Source organism: Paenibacillus sp. FSL H3-0321 (assembly GCF_038002865.1).
In the GTDB taxonomy this organism is placed as follows: Bacteria; Bacillota; Bacilli; order Paenibacillales; family Paenibacillaceae; genus Paenibacillus_AQ.
This window is the reverse complement of the sequence record NZ_JBBODH010000001.1, coordinates 3,003,246-3,026,113: the sequence shown is the minus strand read 5'-3', so window position 1 is coordinate 3,026,113 and position 22,868 is coordinate 3,003,246. Positions and strand designations below refer to the sequence as shown.

Sequence of the window (22,868 nt, the reverse complement as noted above, 5' to 3'; positions counted from 1 at the left end):
GCCTAACTGGCTGACTGTGGGCTTTTGTCTAGGGAGGGAGAATTTATCCTATTGCAAAGTTTGTGCCAAAATAACGTTACAGAATACCCTAAATAGGGACGCTTTTTGTGCCATAGTGAATTACAACTCACATTAGTGTCCACAAGAAGCCAAAAGACTGGAGAAGATCGATTCTTTCCCCGATCCAATTCCAGTCTTTTTGTCGTTGCGGCAAATTTCCATCTTCTTATAAGGGGGGGGTAACCTTGATTTGCAAACGGGAACCATCCTGGGGTATTGATAATTTTCTGCCATAATGGATCAGAGATCCCCAATTGTTCTTGATCATTTAAAGTTAACTCAGTACGAATTTCAATTTCCTTACCTTGAGTTATTTTTTCAACCCAATCTGGATCGATAATCAATTCTCGTCCAAGTGCTATAAAAGGGACACCTGATTGTAACGCTCTAAGCGCTTCATCAGGTGTGTGGATTGAACCTACACCGATAACGGGAACTCTTTGCCCAACGAGCTCATAAATAATTTCCATTCTAGAGCGATTGTCCTCTACTCCACGTCTAGGCTTAGACCAGAAGTTCATTAAAGAGACATGCAAATAATCCAAGTTTTGGTTTGCCAGGGCATCTATCAATTTTAGTGTATCGGCCATTGTAATACCGGGTGTCATTTCTTCTTCTGGGGACAACCGATATCCCACTAGAAACGGCTGTTTGGCATGTTCAGCCACCACTTTTTTCACTTCATCTACAATTGCGAGCGGAAACGCCATACGTTTGTCCACATTTCCTCCCCAGCGATCATCACGCCGGTTTGTGTATGGTGAGAAAAATTGTTGAATAAGGAATCGATTTGCCCCGTGAATCTCTACCCCGTCGAAACCAGCCTCGATCGCCCTACGGGTGCTAGCGCCAAACGCATGAATGATCTCTATAATTTCCTGCTCTTCGAGTGCTCGAGGAATCACACTTCCCCCTTCCTTAGCAACCGCACTCGCACTTACAATCTCACCATTGGGTACCACTTCAGGCAGACATTCGCGACCACCATGAAAGATTTGTAGAATGGCTTTTGCCCCGTGTTTCTTTATTGCTGTTGCCAAACGTTGCAGGCTTGGGATCATATCATCACGATCAGCCCCCACCTCCCCGCCAAACATCTTCCCATTTGGTGTCACCACGGTACTTCCAGTGACAGCTATTCCAACACCGTTCGAACGACTTTCGTAATACGCGGTTATCTCATCAGATAGCGTACCGTCTTGCTGAGAATAAGAAATGGTCATGGGTGCAAGAACGACGCGGTTCTTTACTTCGACCCCATTCTTGAAACGAAACGGCTCCATTAAAGGTTGATATTTAGAGTTCATAGTTGTTCACTCCTGTTATCTTTACTGTAATTACTAAACGTATTATATAGATTGAACTTATAATTCTTCTATTTTGGGATTGGTCGTGACTCCAGAGAATGTTTGGACTTCCGGCCGCTATCGCTCCTGCAGTTCCAAAATTCCCCTCCACCACTTTTCCCTAAATGTATATTCTCAAGCTCAATCTATATAGTGCGATATTTTCACGTTGGTTCGTATCCGCTGTAGGTTTCCTCCTTCCCCGTATAACGGCTATGTTATTTGCCGGAGTCGGCTCAAAGTCAAGACATAAATACAGAATTAGTTGTTCCAAGGTTAGAGACTTGACTTGGAGCCGACTCTAAGATGTATAATGCCCCTAAGTTTCAATTTCCGGAGGTGCGGGATGATAACCGAGCAAACGTTCACGATAAAGCAAACTGCGGAGCTAACTGGACTTTCTGAGGACACGATCCGTTATTACGAAAAGATTAATTTGCTTCCTCAGGCGGACAGGAAGGACAATGGGCATCGCGTCTACCACCAGAAGGACATCAATACGATCCGGTTGATAGTCTGCCTGAAAAAAACGGGGATTTCCCTGGAGGCAATGAAGCCATTTTTGAAGGTATCCGCTGATGCTGATCCCACCGAACATCTGGAATTGGTTGAGGAATTAAGGAGCCAACGGGATAATATTGTCAGCCAAATCTCATCACTTCAGCAAATCGTTGATTTCATTGACATAAAATTAGAAGAAGGGCGACCCCGAGGGGAATGCTCAGATCAAACTCCAGACGGCGTTCTAGAAGAATTTAAGGAGACAAAAACAAAGCCCATTTCCGTCGTAGAGATGAGTTATTTTTCTGCATCTGCGAAAACGGGCAAGTTACCGAATGCGATTAAATAAGCTTATTAGCTCATAAAACAGTGGCAGTCTATGACTGCCACTGTTTTATGTAGTTGGGGTCAATATAATATTTTGTTTTCTTTAGATTTGCATGTGCGGAGTGAAAACTCTAGCTTTATACACGACAAGATATTCGCTTTAGTTTTCATTTGTAATATCGGTGCGCGTTGGCAGGTGGTTCTTGTATAGAGGGCTTTTGGCTTAGATGAGGTCCTGTCCGTTCTCGTTCTCTGTATAGATGGAGATTAGCACGATTGCTGTATCTTCCCCAATATTTCTTACTAAATGGGGTGTACAAGCATTCCAGCTAAAGGAATCCCCTTCACCAAATTCAGCCCCATCTTCCCCTTGTTCCGCGTATATACTCCCTTTTATGACCACATGTACCTCCTCGCCTTCATGCGCATGGGGGGCATCTCCAATCATTGTACCCGGAGGAAATTCTACGATCATCATCCGTACGTTCTTTGTGGAACTCAAGTGTTCCACTTTTAGATGTTCTGAACCGCTAGTTGTGATGGTCCGTTCGTCTTTCCGGACAATTCGCATTCGTTCTTCTTTCTTTAAAAGCAAATAGGCTAGCGGTACTTTTAAGGCGTGGGCTATATTTTCCAGCGTTGAAATGGACGGTGAAGTCTTATTTGTTTCAACCTGACTCATAAAGCCTTGGGACAGGCCGGTCATTTCGCATATTTGAGCGATAGTGATATTTTTACGTTTCCGGATTGCTCGTATAGTAGAGCCAATATCCATCTGAGCACACCCCCCAAAAAAATATTTGTAATACAAAACTTAATTTCATATTATCAATTTTTATATTGACAAGTCAACGCAATTCGTTTTTAATTACACATATAGATTTTATATTTTTATTACTAATATTTTAGGGGAGAGAGACGAATGAATAGAACAACTGTTGTTTCCATTATTATGCGTGTGGTGCTGGGCATCATCTTTGTATTTCATGCTGTAGATAAGTTTCAAATGGGTCTTGGCAATGTAGAAGCGTGGTTTAGCTCACTGGGGGTTCCGGGATTTGTAGCTTATGTTGTTGCAGTGATTGAGCTTGTCGGCGGTATTATGCTTATCCTGGGATTGTTTACTCGTTATGTATCAGGATTATTTGTGATTGTGCTCATCGGGGCCATTATGACGGCCAAATTATCAGTGGGATTACTAGGTAATGGTCAGATGGCTGGGTTTGAGCTGGACCTTGGATTCATATTGATCTCGTTGTATCTGGTTGTTGCTGAACGAACACCGCTATCTGTTGACCATTTTATTATGAGCAAGCGCAGTAGATAACTTACAGCAAGGAGGAGACTAAGATGAATCCTATTTATCAATATGACGTTCACTTACCGGTTAATCTGGAGCAGGGGAAGACATATCCGACGATTTTTACATTGCACGGCAAAGGATCGAATGAACAAAATATGTTCGGTTTGGTCGCTCCATTAGCTCAAGATTTCATCATCATTGGGATTCGCGGTAATTTGCCGCTTGGTGCGGGATACCAGTATTACGAATTGAAGAGTCTGGGAAACCCGATTCGGGAAATGTTTGACCAAGCGGTTAAAGATCTCGAAGCTTTCATTCATTATGCGACGGAGAAGTATCCGATCGATCCTGACAAACGTTATTTGCTCGGTTTTAGCCAAGGTGCAATCCTGTCTATGACGCTTGCGCTCACGATGGGAGAACAGTTAAAGGGAATCGTAGCACTCAACGGATATATTCCTGAATTTGTGAAAACGGAGTATTCACTTCGAAGTGTTAAGGATGTTTCCATATTTGTCTCGCATGGAGAATATGATTCCGTGTTCCCGGTTCGTATTGGGCGCGAGACATCTGCCTATTTAAAAGACCAAACGGAGCGCATAACTTTCAAGTTATATCCGACCGATCATGGCGTATCTGAAGAGAACCAGCTGGATTTTTTGAAGTGGCTTAAGAAGGATGCCGAATCAAATATAAATAAGGAGTGAAGACACATGATGCCATCCTATTTTTTTGCACATGGCGCACCATCAATCGTACTAGAGGATAACGAATATACAAAGCTGCTTAAACAATTTAAAGACCACACGCCAAAGCCGAAAGCGATTGTTCTCTTCTCCGCTCATTGGGAGGAGGCGGTACAGACGGTTGGCGCTGCTGCAACGTATGAGACCATTTATGATTTTGGCGGGTTCCAGGATGAGCTGTACCAGATGACTTATCCGGCCCAAAGTGACCGCTCGTCAGTAGAGCAGATTCAAAACCTGTTTACCAAGCATGGGGTTGAGAATACCCGAAATGAAACAAGAGGTCTGGATCACGGGGCATGGGCCGTTCTAAAACTGCTATATCCGGATGCGGATATCCCTGTCATAGCGCTATCTGTAAATCGTTATCTGTCTAATGAGCAGCAGTATCAAATTGGGAAGGCATTGGCGGAGCTTCGCGAGCAGGATGTGCTTATCATCGGAAGCGGTGGAACCGTTCATAATTTAAGTGCATTGAATTGGCGGTCCGAGGAGGTTGACGAGTGGGCGGAACAATTCGACAACTGGATTCAAAGTAAACTGGAGCTATGGGATGCGGAAGCCCTGTTCCAATACCGCGAGCTCGCTCCTCACGCCCAAGAGGCCGTACCAACCAGTGAACACTTCATTCCGCTTCTTCTCGCGATGGGAACGGGTGACGCTAACCGTAATGCGAAACTTCTTCACCGAAGCTACCAGTACGGTAACCTAAGCTTAAGTTGCTGGCAATTCAATTAAGATCGTATGGCAGTCGCAGAGATGAGATGTTTTTCCGCATCTGCGAAAACGGGCAAGTTACCAAATGCGATTAAATAAGCTTGTTAGCTCAATCATACAGTGGCAGTCTAGGACATTTTTCTTGTCTAGGACTGCCACTTTTTATGTGCCGGGGTCATTCTATATAGATTGAACATCCTGTACTCTGAGATTAATCTATATAATCAACAGACTTGCTTTAAAATGTTATAGTTATATAAAAAATATGATTATCAATTTCGCTGAAATATTTAATATACAACGGAGGTCAGACGAAATATGCCACTGCGGCAAAAGATTCTAATCAGCAACATTCTTATCGTATCACTGGCTCTGGTAATCTTTATAATAAGCATTCATAGAATTGTCTTTAATCAGACCTTGGAAAGGACTTCAGCAAGCTCGCAGCAAGAAGTGAAACTGATAAAACAATCTATGGAGACCGTGTTTCAATCTGTTCAGAACTTCTCGAAATTCGCTTTGATAAATCAGGATACACAGAAGGTGCTCAGTAGAGATACCGTAGCAAGCGATGACGTTTCTGCTCTGAAGTCAATACATAATACGCTGGCTGCGATGCTGGAGACCGAGCCGAATATTGATTCCGTTATTATCGAATCCTTAAGCGGCGAACTCTATTATACCTCCAATTTGACCGGTGTTACTTTGCAGAGTCTCGGTATTTATCCCAAAGAAGCGATTGATGCTGCAAAAGGTGGAGCGGTCTGGGGAGATACACTGCAGCCATCATTTCTGTCAGGTATGAAGAAGAAGAATATGATTAGTGTGTGCAGAGTTATTATGAGCATGGAGAAGGGGACTCCGCTTGGTTATATTTATGTGAATATTGACGAGCGGACACTCGCCCGGATGTACCATAATGAACATTCTAATCAGAATCCTACTTTGGTCATTAACCAGGACGGAATTATAGTATCCTCGAATGAAGCATCACTGGTCAGTCAGGCGATTCAAGATGACTCTCTTGCCAAATGGGCGAAGTCAGCGTCTGAAGGGAGCAGGACCGATCAAGTCGATGGAATGCGTTATTTAGTATCCTTACAAAGCCTTGATCCCTATGGCTTGAAGGTTGTCCATCTTGTTACCACTTCGGAGTTGACCTATGGGTATTGGAAAATCGCATTATTAATGGTCGGCTTCGGACTGATCAGCATGCTCTCGGCAGCGTTTTTGTCCTTTGTGTTCTCGCGGCTTCTAACTCGGCCCCTCAGCCAGCTCAGTGAGGTGATTGTTGAAGTAGGTGCCGGGAACTTTGATGTACGTGCATCCGCCGAAACGCAAGATGAAATTGGCAGGCTGGGAGCGACATTTAATGAAATGGTGGAGCATATTCAGGGGTTGATGCTAAGAATTGAAGGTGAAGAGAAGACGAAGCGGCTGCTGGAGCTAAGGCTGCTGTATTCGCAGATCAAACCGCATTTTTTGTATAATACGCTGGACACGATACGTGCGATGGCTGTGATGACGAATGCTAAAGAAATAAGCAGCATCCTTAAGGCGCTCGGCGAATTCTACCGGATTTCACTTAGCAATGGACAGGAGCTAATTGCTGCTGCACAGGAAAAAAAACATCTGGAAAGCTATCTGTACATTCAGCAAATCCGCTTTAAAAAGCTAGATTACCGGATTTCGTTTGAACCGGGAATAGAGGCCTGCCAAGTGCCTACGATGCTGCTGCAGCCTCTTGTCGAGAATGCGATCCACCATGGAATCAGAGGGATGCCTGACGGAGGATTGTGCGAAATCATAGGCTATACGGAAAGGACGGGCGAGCAGAGCAATCTCTGCTTTATTGTACGTGACAACGGCAAAGGCATGAGTGAAGAGGAAAAACGGCTTATTTGGTCGGACAATGGCGAAGAAGAGGTATACAGCTTCGGACTTAAAAATATTCAGGACCGGATTCAACTGAGGTTCGGTGAATCTTATGGCATTGTCCTGACATCTGAACCAGGCAATGGAGTAGAAGTGCAGGTACGCTTGCCGCTGATCTTGAAAACGAGCGGACAGGAGGAGGGGACAGCTAGACTATGAATACAGCGCCGGTAGCCCGCGTCCTGATTGTAGATGACGAATATTATTTCAGGCAGCTTTTGATCCATTTGATTGATTGGACTTCTGCCGGTTTCGAGGTGGTCGCAGAGGCTGAAGAGGGTTCGGCAGCCTTGAAGATTATGGAGGAACAAGCGATTGATCTCATTATTACAGATATTGAAATGCCGAATATGAATGGGCTCGACTTTGTAAAGGCCGTCCGCGCCCTAGACTCAGCTGCAAAGCTGATTTTCATCACAAGCTACGACAACTTTACTTATGCACAGAAGGCTATTTCGCTCGGAGCGGATCATTATTTGTTGAAGCCCATTGATGAGGAAGCGGTTGAACAAGCACTTATAACTATCCGTACGCAATTGACTGAGAAATGGGAAGCAGAGCGTTATATTAATCGTTTGAAAAAAGAAGCGGGTTATGTACAAGAACCGGAAGCGGGACAGTCAACTGAGGAAGGAAGGCGTCAGGGCAGCGGTAAACGGCTGGTTCGCAAAGCGGTTGATCATGTGACTGCGCATTATGCCGATGACAGCTTGTCGCTTCAGAGTACAGCGAGTGTCCTCTTCGTGAATCCGAGCTATTTAAGTCACATGTTTAAGAAGGAGACAAGTGAGTCTTTTGTAGAATATGTGACCAATGTCCGCCTTGGCAAAGCTATGGAGCTGTTGCGCAAAGGGGCTGCTGCGGATGAATCCCTGGCTCCAAAGGTAGCGACGATAGCACATCAGGTCGGCTATAGAGATCCGTTCTACTTTAGCAAATGCTTCAAGAAGAAGTACGGAATTACCCCAAATAAGGTATACGAGGGGTCCAATGTAGAGAGAGAGTGAGCAGTTTCTAGTTGAAGTCCGGTTTTCCAGCCGGGCTTTTTTGTTCGTGCAAAGTAAACCTGATGTTCAGGGGATGTTAACACGGGTGTGGTTTGTAAACTCAGTGTTAAGTAATATAACATACCTAAAAATTTTACTGTCAAAACCAATATATATCCATTCGAACCTAGCTTCACACTTGTTAAGATTGTACCTGTAGCTCGTATCCGTAAATTTTGAAAGGTGGTCCAAATCAGATGTTTGGTAAAAAGTTTGGGGTTATTGCAGCATCCGTCGCGCTTGTTAGTGTAGTGCTTACTTCTTGTGGAGGTGCGGAAGTAAACAATGGAGGGACTCAGAGCAAGGAAGCGACAGCAGCGGATAGTAAGAAATCTATCACGTTATGGATATTCGATGCAGATCCGATGTACCAAGCAACTGCCGAAGCTACCGCAGCGGAAATTGGCGCTGAACTGAATTATGAATACATACAAGATGAGACATACAAAACTAAACTAAGTGTTGCGCTTGCCGCAAATGAACTTCCGGATGTTTTCCAACAGCATGCCGGAAAGTCATACCGGACCCCTGTTCTGCAGTCGAAGACAGTTGCTCCATTGAACGACACGCTGGATTCCACGGGACTAGGCTCGCAATTTCTGGACAATCAGTTGGTAACAGAGGACGATGGCAACATCTATTCCGTTCCATCCAACATCAGTACAACACTGGTTCTTTACTATAACAAAAAGCTGATGGGTGAGCTTGGCGCTTCTGCTCCAACAACGTGGGATGAACTTCAGGCGTTGATTAAAACCGCAAACGATGAAGGTGTGATCCCAATCGCACTCGGCGGAAAAGAAAGATGGCAGGCAGATCTGCTCTACAACATGCTTGTAGCGCGTGAGGACGTTAATGCCTTCGATGAGGCGATTAAAGGACAAGCTAAATTCACAGACGCACCATTTGTTGATGCAGCGAATCAGGTGGTAACATTGGTGAACTCAAATGCCTTCCAAAAGGGTTTCCTCGGCTCCGCCTACCTGGATGCACAAGAACTGTTTAAGAATGATAAAGCCTTGATGTGGATCGACGGCAGCTTTAACTTCACTTCTCTGTCGACTGCAATGGGCGACAATTTGGGGTATATTGCATTTCCGAAAACGGGTGCGGAAGAGATCCACAGTTCAACAATCGGTTTCCAGAATGCCGAGGCGCCTTACTCATTGTTTGTCAACAACAGCTCCAAAAATGTGGATGCAGCCAAAGAATTTGCCATTCGCATGTCTTTGAAGCTCAATGACGAATTTGTTAGAAAAGGTCTGCCCGGATATGCCAAAAGCGACGTTAAGTCTGAATCACAGAATGAGCAGCTTTCAGCTTACGCTACAGATATCGGTAAAACCACTAAAACACAGGCGATGTGGTTCGGTCTGCTTTCAGCAGATGCAGGTCAGGAATACCGTGATCTGACACAGCAGCTATATGGTGGCGTGTTGACAGCTGCGCAGTTCACAACTGAACTGGAAACCTTGCTTCGCAAGGCAGAGTAAGCTGTAGCGTTTCAAAAATATATTCTGGGAAAAGCGATGCAGTCAGTTGGACCGCATCGCTTTTCTGCAACTTGACAGGTGGGTAAGTGATGGAAAAAGCGCTCTCAAATAAAAAAATATTAGCTTTGTTTTTATTGCCCGGATTAATCGTGTTTCTGATCTTCTATTTTGTGCCTATTTTGATTACAGCCTATTACAGTCTCCAAGATTGGGACGGCATCAATCCCATGACCTTCATTGGACTAGACAACTACATTGAGATGTTTACGGTTGATAAAAGCTTTTGGCAGGCGGTATGGAACAGCTTCGCCTTTTTGCTTGTAGGTGTGTTTATCCAGTTGCCGATTTCGTTTGCCTTGGCGATGCTGGTCTCCCGAAAAATAAAGGGGCGTAAATGGTTCCGCAATATTTACTTTTTCCCTGTAGTGATGTCAACAACAATGGTGAGCCTGCTATGGGTCAAAATCTATGATCCGAATATCGGCATGCTGAACACGTTAATGGATGCCATGGGACTGGGCAGTTGGACACAAGCGTGGCTTGGGGACACTAAGACGGCACTACTGTCCGTATTAATCGTAACCACTTGGCATTACGTTGGTTACAATATGCTGATCCTGTTCGCCGGAATGCAAGGTATCCCGGAACAGTATTATGAAGCAGCGAAGCTGGACGGAGCGACAGGCTGGAAAGCGGTACGTTATATCACTTTTCCTTTATTATCCGATGTGCTGCGGATCTGTATCGTCCTGAACGTTATATATGCACTGAAAACATTCGAAAGTGTGTATGTGATGACTAACGGAGGACCGCTTGATTCAACAACTGTGATTGCGCTGAAAATGTTCCAGGAAGCGTTCCTGAAGCAGAATTTCGGTTACGGCAGCGCGCTTGCTGTATTTATGGTGCTGGAATGTCTCATTATTGCCTGGGTGATTAATAAGTTGTTGACCCAGGAGAAAATTGAATATTAAGGAGGACAGGTCATGCTCAATAAAACGAGAAATACAGCTATTTACATACTGATGATCATCATCGCCGTCCTCCAGTTGTTCCCGCTCTACTGGCTTGTGGTAAGTGCGTTTAAGGATAACTCGGAGATTATTGGCGGAGCGGTCTGGGCGTTGCCCACCAAATGGCGTTTAGACAATTTCACAGAGGCTTGGGTAAGCGCTAAAGTCAGCCAATACTTTTTCAACAGTGTGACCGTCACGCTGGTTACACTCTTTTTTGTGCTTCTGTTTGCTTCTATGATGGCGTATGCTTTGACACGCATGAAATTCAAATATAACGGTGTGATCTTGTTCATTCTTTTGATGGGCGTCATGGTTCCGATTCACGCTACGCTAATCCCGCTCTTTATGATACTCAAGAATCTTGGCATTCTCAGTTCGAGATTATCTATTATTTTGCCGTATATTGCTGTGAATTTGCCTATTGGCGTATACATGCTGTCGGCTTTCCTGCGGACTATGCCGAAGGAACTGGAGGAAGCTGCATTTATGGACGGCTGTGGAGTCGTTAAATCCTTCTTCAAAGTTGTGCTGCCCCTGCTGAAGCCGCCACTCGCTTCGGTAGCGATCTTCGTGTTTTTAGCCGTATGGAATGAGCTCCTTATGGCTGCGACCTTTATTCAAAAGCAAGAGCTGCGGACTTTGCCGCTGGGCCTGATGAATTTCAGCGGTCAATACAGCATTAGCTGGGGACCGCTCGCAGCAGCCATGGTCATATCGACCCTTCCCATTCTACTGGCTTACGTGCTGTTCAGTGACCAGATGGAGAAGAGTTTTACCGCAGGTGCAATTCTGAAGTAAAGAGACGAGAGAAGGATGGAATTATGATTGAACGGGCGGACACCAGTAATATATTGAATATCGTAATTATTGCCACCTCGGATCTTCACGGAAATCTGTGGGGCTATCGTTACGAAGACGGTGTGGATACAACGAATGACGGGATGGCCAGAGTCGCCTCCTATGTCCGGGAGATCAGACAGAGTGGAGCCGAGGTCATTCTGATTGATAATGGTGATGTGTTCCAAGGGAATATGCTGACTGATGATGTCTTCAATAAGCGGCTGGATAGTGTACATCCGGTCTCTGTGGCGCTGAATGCAATGGGGTATTCGGCCATGACCTTGGGCAATCATGAATTTAACTTTGGTCTTGCCCTGATTGAGAAATTCAGGCGGGAGCTGGAATTTCCAGTGCTTGCTGCGAATGCCTGTTATCACAATGGGGAACTGTTTGCAGAGCCTTATACGCTTGTTGAGGTACAAGGTATTAAGATTGCTGTTATCGGTCTGACTAACCCTAATGTCCCGCGCTGGGACGGCGGGAAGGTGGAGGCTCTGCGCTTTGGCCCCATGGCTGAAACGGCACAGACGATTGCAGCCTCGCTGAGGGCTGAAGGTAAGGCTGACATTATTATGATCAGCGCGCATGCCGGAATGGTGGCGGAATTCGATGAAGAAGGCGGTTCGGATGCCGCTGAACACATTGCCAGGCTGGTTCCTGAGGCTGATGTGCTGCTGGTCGGTCATATGCACATTACGGTTAAAGAACGTATTGGTGATACCGTCATTGGAGGACCGCGCGACCGGGGGCGGGAAGTGGTACGCTTCGACCTTACGGTCGAGCTTGGCGGTGAAGGACCCCGGGTTGTGAACCGGGAAGTCTCGATTGTTGATATGGCCGGCTGGGAGCCGGACCCGGATTTCCGGAGTCTGGTCTCAGAAGCGCATGAAGAAACACTTCGCTTCATCGAGCAGGGAGGTGGAGTATCCTCAACAGAAATGGACGGTGGCGTTCTGGGCTATGCGACAGCCGACTTCCAGCCACAGGATGAAATCAGTGGCGTGCCAGCGGGAAGATTGCAGGATACAGCAGTCATTACATTGATTCAGAAGGCGATGCTTCAGGCCAGCGGTGCGGATGTTGCCGCCACGAGCCTTTTTTCGGACAAGGCGGATTTGAAGCAGGGCCCATTGACGTACGCTGATGTGTACCGCATTTATCCATTCGATAATTTGCTGTACATTGTCACTGTAACCGGTAAGGAGCTTAAGGCTTATATGGAAGCCTCAGCAACGCATTTCAAACAGTGGCAGCCAGGTGACTCTGCGATTAGTATCAACCCCGAGGTGCCGAGTTATCTCTATGATATGTTCGCTGGTATCGATTATCAGATCGACCTGTCGCAACCCTCCGGTAGCCGGATCATAAATGTGATCTACAAAGGCAAACCGCTTGCCGATACCGGACAGCTGCAGCTTGCTGTCAACAATTATCGCTACAGCAGCTTATTGAAGGCGTCCAAATTGGTTAGCGCGACAAAACATTGGGAATCGGCATGCAGCATCCGGGACATGCTTGTAAGCTACATCCGGGATCGTAAGACGTTATCGCCGGAAGTTGATGACAACTGGTCCATTGTTGGGATAAACAGGCAGGGTGTTTCTGAAATTAGTGATAAGGCTAAATAATCAAGAATCCTTGATATACCAGGTTTCTTATCAGGGAGGACATAAGCAGTAAAAAGGCTCCAAACGTCAATACTGCTTGTCATCTACTCAATAATTCCGGCAAACTGCATGTTGTTTGCCGGAATTATTTGTGTCCCGGGCTATGCTCTCTGTGTTTTTGATCAACGGCTGCTTGCTTGAGCAGATTAGGCGCAAGAGACAGCTACCCGACCTCAAGTTTCACTTTCTCCATAAATTTAAATTTTAACTTTGACATTCCGGGAAATCGCATATAAGATAGCTAATATGAATAGAAATGATAATCATTATCAATATAACGATAACGATTATCATAGAGAACTTATATCTGAATATCAGGGGGATTTACAAAATGCACAAAAGGTTGTTGAGTTTAGTTCTGGTTATTGCTGTCATACTGGTTGTGGCAGGTTGTGGATCCAACAATACGAAAAGTCCGGCAGCTAACGAAAGCGCAACTGGCAATGCAACTGCAACTGCAACGAATGCTGGCAGTGAAGCGGCGAGTGGCCCGATTGTACTGAAGGATGCTAAAGGTGAGGTTAAGCTGGACAAGCCTGCGCAAAAGGTCGTAGTGCTGGAGTGGACATTTACTGAAGATATTATTGCCCTCGGCATGCAGCCGGTAGGGAATGCCGATAACGAAAACTATAAGGTGTGGGTAACTGGCGAAGCGCCCCTGGATGCAGGCGTGACTGATGTCGGTACACGCGGTGAGCCGAATCTGGAGACAATTGCGGCACTGAAGCCGGATTTGATTATTGCGAATACAGACAGCCATGAAGCCATCTATGAGCAATTGAAGGGCATTGCGCCAACGCTGATTTTCGGCCTGTATCCGCCTGAAGGCCAAGGCGATCAATACACGATGATGGAAGATATCTTCAAAACGATTGCAGCCGCTGTCGGCAAGACCGCGGAAGGTGATAAGGTCCTGGCAGATTTGGATGCGCATTATGCGGATGCCAAGACGAAGCTGGCCGCTGCAGGCAAGGAAGGCTTGAACTATGTACTGACGCAAGCCTACAGCTATCAGAATGCAGCGACGATGCGTCTCTTTACGGATAATTCTCTTGCGGTACAGACGCTGGACCGGATCGGCTTGAAGAACGACTGGAAACCCGAAGCTTTTGAGGCTTACGGATTCAGCACATCGACAGTTGAAGCATTGCCTGCGGTTCAGGATACCAATCTGATCTATATCGTCCAGAAGGATGATGATATTTTCTCGAACGAACTGAAGGATAATTCCGTCTGGAAAGGCCTTACCTTCGTGAAGGAAAAACGCACCTTTGGATTAGGCAGCGCAACTTGGGTGTTCGGCGGTCCGGTCTCCTCCAAGGTTATCGTGGATGAAGTTGTAAATAGTTTAACGAAATGAGTACTTTGATGAACGAGAATAGTAGCAAGGCATCCTCAATCGGAATGACCTGGCGGCTAATTGGAATATTTGGGGGCGGCCTTGCCGTCCTCTTCGTTCTATTCCTCCTGAGCCTCGGCTTCGGAGAGGCCAAAATTCCGGCAGCCACCCTATTGGATGGATTGCTGAACCGCCAGGATGTGATGGAGCATAATCTGCTCTGGGATATCCGGATGCCGCGTACGGTTATCGGGATTCTGGCCGGGGCTGCTTTAGCTGCGGCTGGCGCATTACTGCAAACCATAACGAAGAACCCGCTCGCATCCTCGGATACGCTGGGGATTAATGCCGGGGCTTACTTTATGGTTGTCCTAGGTGTGGTTGCTTTCCCGGCTATGCAGCAGCAGTTCCCGTTTTTGCTGGCTGCGGGAGGGGGACTTCTGGCGGCAATGGCCGCCTATTTCCTGGGCGGAGGCAAGGCGGCTACGCCTGTCCGGCTGGCCTTATCGGGTATGATCGTATCTATGGTATTGGGTGCGTTCACATCTGCCTTACATATCTTCAAACAGACGGAAACACAAAATTTATTCTTATGGGGCGCAGGTTCCCTGATTCAACTGGACTGGGATGGTGTCCGGTACGCTTGGCCTTTCGTCCTTGCGCTGATTGGGGCGGCAGTATTCGCCGGCCGGCAATTCGATGCGCTTGAGCTTGATGAGTCAACCGCCCGCTCGCTGGGACAGCGTGTGGGGTTAACCCGGGCAGTGGGCCTGGGCATATCGGTGCTCATGGCTGCGATCGTGGTCAGTGTGGTCGGACCGATAGGTTTCGTCGGTCTGGTCGCTCCGCATCTGGTCCGGCTTAGCGGTATCCGCAAGCATCGCCTGCTTATTCCCGCGAGTGCCTTGTGGGGAGCATTGCTTATTACGGCAGCGGATACGCTTGCGCGTGTGGTGCGGAGCAATGTAGGTGAGATACCGGTCGGTGCGGTTATGGCGATTATTGGAGCGCCATGGCTCATTTGGCTGGTGCTTACCAAGATGAAGAATATTTCCGGTTCGGGCTCCGGACAGTCATCCATGAGTGTTGGGGGAGCCGCGCTGCGTATGCGTTTTGTTCCTACGGCGATATTCATGACCGCACTGCTCCTCGTTGTCATCCTTGTGAGCTTATCGCTTGGGGGAACGAGAATTCCGCTGGCTGATTTGCTGGGCAGTCTTATCCCCGGGGGAGATCAATCGTTTTCTGTACTGCTGAATCTGCGGCTTCCGCGTACTCTCGTTGCAGCTTGCGGCGGTATCGCGCTGGCCATCAGCGGTGTCTTAATTCAAAGCGCTGTCCGCAATCCGCTGGCCGACGCTTCGATTATCGGCGTGACCTCAGGCGCCGGACTTGGTGCGATGATCGTACTGTTCGCATGGCCTGCATTGACGGTAGTGGTTTTACCTTTTGCCGCAATTGCGGGTGGGGTTGTCGCAGCAGCCTTTGTATTCTTTCTGGCCTGGCGCAAAGCCTTGAATCCGTCCGTGCTCATCCTGCTCGGAATTGCTGTATCGGCCGTCGGCTCTGCGGGCATACAGGTTATGATCGTTAAGGCAAGCCTGTGGAGCAGCAGTTCCTTTATTTGGCTGACGGGTTCGACCTATGGCCGGGGCTGGAATCAGTTTTACAGCCTGTTTATCTTTCTGATTGTCCTTGTGCCGATTGCATATTATCTGGGCCGGAAATTTGATTTGCTGGCGTTTGGCGACGAGAGTTCAACAGGTTTTGGCTTGCCGGTTCGGGGAACTCGGCTATGGGCTATGATTATCGGCGTTTTGCTTGCAGCGGGAGCCGTTGCCAGCGTAGGGACAATCGGATTTCTCGGGCTTATGGCGCCGCATGCAGTACGGATGATGATCGGGCATCACACAAGACGCTCCATTATTTTGTCGGGACTGCTGGGGGGATTAATGCTGGTCATTGCTGATACGATCGGAAGAACCATAATGGCCCCGATAGAAATACCATCAGGCCTGATTATTATGATCATTGGAGCTCCATATTTCCTGTTTCTAATGTACCGTTCACTTGTCAGCAAGAAGTAAAAGGGATAGAGAACTAGAATGGCTTAAAACCGGTACCTTTTTAGGTATCGGTTTTTGTTTGTACGCTCAGTCGATTGTATAAATCACCCAGTCTCCCTGGTCGTTCTGACCAAGAGCGTACATCATTTTGACATCCTCAATCGTCTGAGTATTCGTATCCAAACGTTTTTCTCGTTATCTGGAACTTCGTTGTGGTGTGTACTGGTTATTCTGTAATCTAGACTTCTTCCGCAGTGATTGTTTTCAGTTTCTGTCCGGACTCTTTCCCGGAGGTTTGTCCCACTTGTTTGATGAAGAAGGAGAGCAGCAATCCGATAATGCCGATTCCTACAATAACGAGATAGGCGTCATTGATGCCCTGAATCGAAGCTTCCATTATCATGTGCTCCTGTGTTGCGCCCTGGGCGCCACCTGCAGCCATCATCTCCTGCATATGTGTTGTGGTACGGCTTGTCATCACCGTTACGAGCAGAGAAGTGCCTACGGCACCGGCCACTTGTCTAACGGTATTGGAGATGGCTGTACCATGAGCATTAAGCTTGGCTGGCAATTGATTCAACCCTAAGGTTTGTATAGGCATGAGGAGCAGAGCCATCCCGATCCGCCGGCCTGTTGACATAAGTACCAGATAACTGTAGCTGGTCGAATCTGTCAAGTTCACAAAGCTTAGCGTCGTCGCAATCGTGATCAGTAGCCCGATGATGGCCAGCCATTTTGCGCCGAACCGGTCAAACAGCTTGCCGGTGACCGGCATGAGCAGTCCCATTATAAGCGCGCCGGGAAGCAGCAGCAGACCGGATTCCATGGCCGTATATCCGCGTGCATTCTGAAGATACAGAGGCAGCAGCATCATATCCGCGTACATCACGATCGTAACGGCGATACTTATGACAGTGGTTAAAGAGAACATATTGTATTTGAAGGCCCGGAGATCAAGAAGCGGGTTTTGGGAAGCCAGCTGCCGCCAAGTAAACAAGGCGAGAGAAAGGATGCCTGCACCGAGAGACAAAAGCACCTCCGCGCTCGACCAGCCTGCGCTTGCAGCCCGGCTGAAGCCATACAGCAAAGTTCCGAAACCGATGGTGGAAAGGATGACGCTGACCATATCAATTTTGGGATAAGAACGTGTCGATACATTCCTCAAATAAATAAATCCGCAGATGATCACAATGACAGTAAGTGGGATCATCCCGTAAAACATCATTTCCCATGTGTAATGTTCCAAAATATATCCGGCCAGAGTTGGCCCTATCGCAGGTGCGAAAATAATCGCTAGCCCGACCATACCCATGGCTGCTCCCCGCTTTTCACGAGGGAAGAGGGCTAATATGACATTGGTAAGCAGCGGCATAATAATCCCGGCGCCGGCTGCCTGAATCATGCGCCCGGTCAGCAGAACAGGGAAGCTTGTGGCAAGGGCCGATACGATCGTTCCTGCCAGGAAAATAAACATGGAAGTCTGGAAAAGCTCACGCGTAGTAAATCGTTGCATTAAATAAGCCGTAATCGGAATCAGCACTCCGTTAACGAGCATATAACCTGTTGTCAGCCACTGGGCTGTTGCCGCTGAGATGTTAAAATCAATCATTAATCCCGGCACGGCAACGCTCATTACGGTCTGATTCAACGTCGCAAGAAAGGCTCCCAAAATCATAATGAATAAGATGGGTCCCTTTTTTATGGAACTGCTTGTTGCTTCTATCTCTTTACTCACTCCACTCCATCCTTTCAAATCGTAGATCTTGGACTTAATATACAAGGTGTTGTATAGTTTACAATGTATAAATCAGATTATAAATGAAATTTACATGTAAGCAAGCAACGCTTTCTGAAAAAGTGTTTATTAGTTTACAGTTAATTCGAATTTGTTGTTTTACTGTTTAAAAAGCTACAATTATATAGAAGATGTAGTTTACGATGTGAAAGCAGAAGAATGGAGCGAGAAAAATGAATAAAACAACGTCTCGAACAGATCCACGCATACTCCGCACGCGTCAATTGCTTAGAAATGCCGTGATTGAACTGTTAGAAGAAATGGACATCGAGAAAATTTCGGTAAACCGCATTGCAGAGCGGGCAAAAATCAATCGCGTTACGTTTTATCTGCATTACCGGGATCTCCCGGATATGCTGGAAAAGATGGCAGATGATATGGTCGAGGACATTCATCAGGTAATAAACAATCATTCGGAGTTGGCAGACAAGGAGGATTGGCCGCTGCTGGAGAACCTTCTCAAGCATATTGAGGAGAATGCAAGATTTTACAAAGTTATTCTTACATCGAGACAAATTACGATCTTCACAGACCGATTGTTCAAGCTGCTGTCGGAAATGATTGCTGAAAGACTGGAGCGAAAGCAAGGCGACCCGGGGGACTCATCAGCAAACATACAAAGAGAGATTGCTATTTGGTACGGTTCCGCAGCCTTGATTGGTACGATTGTCGCCTGGCTTCGAAAGGACATGCCCTATACACCGTCCTATCTGGCCAGACAAATAACGTTGCTCCGCTCACAATAACAGATCAATAGAATATAGGTATTCTTGACTTCGGTAGTACATTTAAATATAATCTAACTAGTTAGTTATAAAAAGAGGTGAAAACCATGACGCCAGCAGAGAGCGGGAGCAAGGACAATGGCAAGCGAAGTTCACGGACTTACGATGCAGCCCGAACCAAGGGGATGATTCTTGACGCAGCGGAAGAGACGTTTGCCGAGCTTGGTTATTCAGCAGCGCGAATCGACGGGATTGCGAAGGCTTCGGGGTATAACAAAAGCCTGATCTATCAGTATTTCGGCGATAAGCTGGGACTTTACACCGAAGTAGTCAAACGTGCCGACCAGATTAGTGAACAGGTAACCGGGGCGGCAATCGCCGAGCTGTTGAAGAACCCAAGTCTCATGAGTGACCCTGTTGTATTCAAAAGTTTTCTGGAGAAGATTACACGGCAAATGTATGAGTTTCTCCTGGAGTACCCGCGATATTTGAAAATCCTGTTCTGGGAGGCCGCTGAGGATTGGAAGACCTGGAATCAAATCACCTACCGCCCGGATGATATGACTCAGCTGCATGAGCTGGCCATAGCCGCGAAGCAGAATGGAATCCTCCGGCAGGATTTCGATCCGGCGATGTTTCCGATTCTGATTCTGAATGTGACGACAGCGACGCTTCAGTCCTTTTCACGGTATAAGGAAGTGATGGGCAAGCTGGACTCCCCGGAGATGAAGGAGCACACCATGGATCAGATTGCGAAGTTTGTCATTTATGGTGTCATGGAGCCATCTTTACTGTAGAAGATGGCTTTTATTTTCATCAAATATAACTAACTAGTTAGTTTATAAAAGGAGGCGATAATGTGAATGCTATTATTCAGACTGAAGGCTTAACGAAACATTACGGAAGCCATCATGCTGTAGACGGAATATCACTGCATGTTGAGCAAGGGGAAATCTACGGATTTCTGGGACTGAATGGTGCGGGCAAAACGACGACGATACGCATGCTGCTGGGGATGATCCGGCCGGATTCCGGAGCTTCCTATTTGTTCGGACAACGTGTGGATGCCGGCAGTCACAAGCTGTGGGCGAACGTCGGATACATGGTGGAGACCCCGTATTCTTATCCTGAGCTAACGGTCCGGGAGAATCTGGAGATCATCCGCCGTCTGCGGGGCATACCGGAACACGATGCCATAGATTCTGTAATGGACAAGCTGCAGCTAACCGCCTACCGGGACCGCAAGGCCGGTAAATTGTCACTCGGCAACGGGCAGCGGCTGGGTCTCGCCAAAGCAATGCTGCATAATCCAAAAGTGCTGATTCTGGATGAGCCGACGAACGGACTGGATCCCGCTGGAATTGTTGAGGTACGGCAGCTGCTTAACGAGCTTGCCCTGACTCACGGGGTGACAATATTTATCTCCAGCCATATCCTGGGCGAGGTCGCCAGACTGGCGACACGGATCGGTATTGTTCATCATGGCAAGCTGCTTCAGGAAACGGAGGTCAGGGAGCTGCAGCATGTTCTTCAGAAACATCTGCTTGTGCAGACCCGTAATCCTGAAGCTGCCCGGATAAAACTGGTTCAGCACGGCTATAAGGTGAAATTCTCCGAGGAAGGACTACGGCTCTCTGACGATCATGCGATAGCTAGTCCGGAGCAGATATCGAGGCTGCTGGTCCATGCAAATATGCCGCCCATTCAGTTGAGTGTAGAAGAAGAGGATCTGGAAGCTTATTTTCTTAGAAAAATTGAAACCGGAGGGGGAGCAACAGAATGAATCAATGGTTATCAGCCATAGGGGGAGAAATCTTAAAGCTTCGCCGGTCCAGGCTGCTTTGGATATCACTCGGCACCAGCATCCTGCTGCCGGTTATGCTGGGGCTTGTTTTTTCCGGATTGCTGGGTTCTCAGAACAACATAGAGAGTATATTGGATGTGCCGGGGTTCATGGATGAGCTTGGTTATGTGGTTTCGATCGGAGGATTGATCGGATTCGGTTTTATATACAGTTGGATATTCGGCCGGGAATACTCCGACCGTACGGTTAAGGATTTACTGGCATTGCCGCTTTCCCGTTACAGTGTGGCAGCCGCTAAATTAATGGTTGCCACAGTTTGGTGTGAGGTCCTGGCACTCCTTATGTTTGCGGTTGGAGGCCTTACCGCCTGGTTTGTCCAGTTGGATGGCTGGAGCCTTGAGATCATCGCGCAAAGCTTCAGGGAATATGTATTGCTCTGTCTTATGGTTATCTGCCTATGCATCCCGGTAGCCTGGATGGCCAGCGTTGGACGCGGGTATATGTCTGCGTTTGGGTTCATTGTGCTTACCATCGTGATATCCCAGCTTGGCGGAGGCATTGGAATTACGGAATATATTCCATGGGCCATCCCCGGGCTCCTCAGCGGCGCTTCGGGGGAGGAAAATGCCCATTTGCAGGCTCTGAGTCTCAGCCTTCCGTATCTGACCGGTGGTATTGGCTTGATCGGCACACTCTCCTGGTGGCGTTATGCTGATCAAGCATAATTGATAAAAGGGGCACCTCACTCCACCGGGTAGCGCGGCAGCTCCACGATGACTGAGGTTCCCTTGGTGAATTCGCTCTCGATGCGCAGGCGGCCGCCATGCAGCTCGATAATTTCTTTGCAGATGGCAAGGCCCAGTCCGCTTCCGGACTGGCGTGATCTGCCTTTGAAGAATTTGGTCCCGAGCTTCGTGAGGTCGTCAGCTTCGATGCCTTCCCCGTTATCCGCGACTGTGATGATAATTAGGGTTTCATTATAGTCCGCCGTGAGGCGGACCTCCCCCTGGGCAGGAGTGAATTTGAAAGCATTGTCCAGCAGATTTACAAAAACCTGCTTTAACCGGTTGAAATCCCCATCCACGGGCAGCGGCTGATCGGGAATATCGGCATAGAGCCGGATTTGTTTGGTCTGGCCCCGGTACCTGAACTGCAGCAGCAGATCCTCAAGCAGACCCCTGAGGTCATAAGGCTGGAGCGAGACTTTTATCTCCCCAGCCTGGAATTTGGAGAAATCCAGCAAATCCTCGACCAGACCGATCAGACGATCCGTTTCCCCGGTCATTACCTCAAGACCCTGCAGGGTCTCTTTTTTATCAGACAAATCACCCACAAGCAGCGTTTCACCCCAGCCTTTGATCGAGGTAAGGGGAGTGCGCAGCTCATGCGTGACGGAAGAGATGAAATCATATTTGATTTTTTCGCTTTTGACCATTTCCTCTGACATGTAATTCAGTGTGACCGCCAAGGTGCCGACCTCATCGTCATACCGTTTTTCCGCCCTTACGTCAAAGTTTCCGGTAGCCATCTCTTTGGCGACAGAGGTTAATTGCTGAATAGGTCCAACGATCCGTTTAGCAATAATCAGGCTGAGTACAAAGCCAAAAAGAATGACGAGCAGCCCGACCCAGGCGGCATTCAGGACAATGTTGATAATAACGTCGTAGAGGGGCTCTGCTGAAACAGAGTAGCGCAGTACCCCAATGTTCTCCCCGGATTCCCTCAAAGGAATGGAAACGGCCATTATCCGTTCACCGTTGAGAGGGGTAATACTCTGATAGGTCCCCTTGCCGCTGATCAAAGCATCTTTGACGTCAGGGGTCTCAATATGCTCCGAGCTTGCGAAGCCGAATGAATTGATAATGACATCACCTGCCGGACTGAGCACTTCAACCTTGCTGCTCTCTTCAGTCGAAAGGTTCTCCAGAATGTACCGGGCCCGTTCATTGATCGAGTAGCCCTCCAGATACTTGTTGAAAAAGGTGGCGGAGGTAACGGCCCGGGAAGACAGGGTCTCCATCGCGCTGCCCAGGTAGTAGTAATGGACTGCTACAATAAATACCCCCTCCAGCAGCAGGACGATCAGGAGCAGAACAATGGTGATGTAGACGATAAGCCTAGACCTGATTCCCTTCAGCAATG

19 protein-coding genes and 1 pseudogene are annotated in these 22,868 nt (G+C 47.5%); 16 read left to right on the top strand and 4 right to left on the bottom strand.

Annotated features, from left to right (window positions below; genetic code table 11):
• Nucleotides 1-257: 257 nt before the first annotated feature.
• Nucleotides 258-1,367 (bottom strand): annotated as a pseudogene (locus tag MHI45_RS13200) (NADH-dependent flavin oxidoreductase); the annotation flags it as partial.
• Nucleotides 1,368-1,752: 385 nt separating this feature from the next.
• Between MHI45_RS13200 and MHI45_RS13195 the strand changes: the two are divergent.
• Nucleotides 1,753-2,256 carry a MerR family transcriptional regulator gene (locus MHI45_RS13195; protein ID WP_341119123.1) on the top strand — a complete coding sequence of 168 codons (504 nt, stop codon included), beginning with the start codon at nt 1,753-1,755 and terminating at the stop codon, nt 2,254-2,256.
• Nucleotides 2,257-2,457: 201 nt separating this feature from the next.
• Here MHI45_RS13195 and MHI45_RS13190 read toward each other — a convergent pair whose 3' ends face one another.
• Nucleotides 2,458-3,009 carry a helix-turn-helix domain-containing protein gene (locus MHI45_RS13190; RefSeq protein WP_038596349.1) on the bottom strand — a complete coding sequence of 184 codons (552 nt, stop codon included), beginning with the start codon at nt 3,007-3,009 and terminating at the stop codon, nt 2,458-2,460.
• A 147-nt stretch (nt 3,010-3,156) separates the two neighbouring features.
• Between MHI45_RS13190 and MHI45_RS13185 the strand changes: the two genes are divergently transcribed.
• From MHI45_RS13185 to MHI45_RS13135, 11 genes are all read left to right on the top strand, one after another.
• Nucleotides 3,157-3,561 carry a DoxX family protein gene (locus MHI45_RS13185; protein ID WP_341119122.1) on the top strand — a complete coding sequence of 135 codons (405 nt, stop codon included), beginning with the start codon at nt 3,157-3,159 and terminating at the stop codon, nt 3,559-3,561.
• A 23-nt stretch (nt 3,562-3,584) separates the two neighbouring features.
• The gene (locus tag MHI45_RS13180; protein WP_341119121.1) at nt 3,585-4,244 is read left to right on the top strand and encodes an alpha/beta hydrolase; all 660 of its coding nucleotides are present in this window, start codon (nt 3,585-3,587) and stop codon (nt 4,242-4,244) included.
• A gap of 6 nt (nt 4,245-4,250) precedes the next feature.
• Complete coding sequence (locus MHI45_RS13175; RefSeq protein ID WP_341119120.1) at nt 4,251-5,021, top strand: DODA-type extradiol aromatic ring-opening family dioxygenase; 771 nt, start codon at nt 4,251-4,253, stop codon at nt 5,019-5,021.
• Between the two features lie 297 nt (nt 5,022-5,318).
• Entirely contained in the window at nt 5,319-7,094 is a 1,776-nt protein-coding gene (locus MHI45_RS13170; protein WP_341119119.1) for a cache domain-containing sensor histidine kinase, read from the top strand.
• A complete protein-coding gene (locus MHI45_RS13165; RefSeq protein WP_341119118.1) occupies nt 7,091-7,942 on the top strand; it encodes a response regulator transcription factor in 852 nt (283 codons plus the stop codon). Before MHI45_RS13170 ends, MHI45_RS13165 begins: the two co-directional genes overlap by 4 nt.
• Nucleotides 7,943-8,178: 236 nt before the next feature.
• Nucleotides 8,179-9,474 carry an ABC transporter substrate-binding protein gene (locus MHI45_RS13160; RefSeq protein WP_341119117.1) on the top strand — a complete coding sequence of 432 codons (1,296 nt, stop codon included), beginning with the start codon at nt 8,179-8,181 and terminating at the stop codon, nt 9,472-9,474.
• 89 nt (nt 9,475-9,563) lie between these two features.
• Nucleotides 9,564-10,448, top strand: coding sequence for a carbohydrate ABC transporter permease (locus tag MHI45_RS13155; RefSeq protein ID WP_341119116.1), 885 nt, complete (start codon nt 9,564-9,566; stop codon nt 10,446-10,448).
• Between the two features lie 12 nt (nt 10,449-10,460).
• Nucleotides 10,461-11,288: a carbohydrate ABC transporter permease gene (locus MHI45_RS13150; protein WP_076113204.1), complete on the top strand. Its 828-nt coding sequence runs from the start codon at nt 10,461-10,463 to the stop codon at nt 11,286-11,288.
• Nucleotides 11,289-11,311: 23 nt separating this feature from the next.
• The gene (locus MHI45_RS13145) at nt 11,312-12,958 is read left to right on the top strand and encodes a bifunctional metallophosphatase/5'-nucleotidase (protein WP_341119115.1); all 1,647 of its coding nucleotides are present in this window, start codon (nt 11,312-11,314) and stop codon (nt 12,956-12,958) included.
• Nucleotides 12,959-13,328: 370 nt separating this feature from the next.
• Nucleotides 13,329-14,357 (top strand): ABC transporter substrate-binding protein, encoded by a 1,029-nt coding sequence (locus MHI45_RS13140; protein ID WP_038596330.1) that lies wholly within the window; start codon nt 13,329-13,331, stop codon nt 14,355-14,357.
• Between the two features lie 8 nt (nt 14,358-14,365).
• Complete coding sequence (locus MHI45_RS13135; RefSeq protein ID WP_341119114.1) at nt 14,366-16,423, top strand: iron ABC transporter permease; 2,058 nt, start codon at nt 14,366-14,368, stop codon at nt 16,421-16,423.
• A gap of 217 nt (nt 16,424-16,640) precedes the next feature.
• Here MHI45_RS13135 and MHI45_RS13130 read toward each other — a convergent pair whose 3' ends face one another.
• Nucleotides 16,641-18,077, bottom strand: a complete 1,437-nt coding sequence (locus MHI45_RS13130; RefSeq protein WP_341119158.1) for a DHA2 family efflux MFS transporter permease subunit — start codon at nt 18,075-18,077, stop codon at nt 16,641-16,643.
• Nucleotides 18,078-18,370: 293 nt separating this feature from the next.
• On the opposite strand from MHI45_RS13130, the gene MHI45_RS13125 reads away from it, so the two are divergent.
• The 4 genes from MHI45_RS13125 to MHI45_RS13110 all read left to right on the top strand — a co-directional run bounded on the left by MHI45_RS13125 (nt 18,371) and on the right by MHI45_RS13110 (nt 21,451).
• Nucleotides 18,371-18,943 carry a TetR/AcrR family transcriptional regulator gene (locus tag MHI45_RS13125; RefSeq protein WP_341119113.1) on the top strand — a complete coding sequence of 191 codons (573 nt, stop codon included), beginning with the start codon at nt 18,371-18,373 and terminating at the stop codon, nt 18,941-18,943.
• Nucleotides 18,944-19,029: 86 nt separating this feature from the next.
• Nucleotides 19,030-19,719, top strand: coding sequence for a TetR/AcrR family transcriptional regulator (locus tag MHI45_RS13120; RefSeq protein ID WP_341119112.1), 690 nt, complete (start codon nt 19,030-19,032; stop codon nt 19,717-19,719).
• A 62-nt stretch (nt 19,720-19,781) separates the two neighbouring features.
• Nucleotides 19,782-20,705, top strand: a complete 924-nt coding sequence (locus tag MHI45_RS13115) for an ABC transporter ATP-binding protein (RefSeq protein WP_341119111.1) — start codon at nt 19,782-19,784, stop codon at nt 20,703-20,705.
• A complete protein-coding gene (locus MHI45_RS13110; RefSeq protein WP_341119110.1) occupies nt 20,702-21,451 on the top strand; it encodes an ABC transporter permease in 750 nt (249 codons plus the stop codon). Before MHI45_RS13115 ends, MHI45_RS13110 begins: the two co-directional genes overlap by 4 nt.
• A 17-nt stretch (nt 21,452-21,468) precedes the next feature.
• Here the strand turns inward: MHI45_RS13110 and MHI45_RS13105 are convergent, their stop codons facing one another.
• Nucleotides 21,469-22,866: an ATP-binding protein gene (locus MHI45_RS13105; RefSeq protein WP_340896611.1), complete on the bottom strand. Its 1,398-nt coding sequence runs from the start codon at nt 22,864-22,866 to the stop codon at nt 21,469-21,471.
• Nucleotides 22,867-22,868 lie beyond the last annotated feature (2 nt).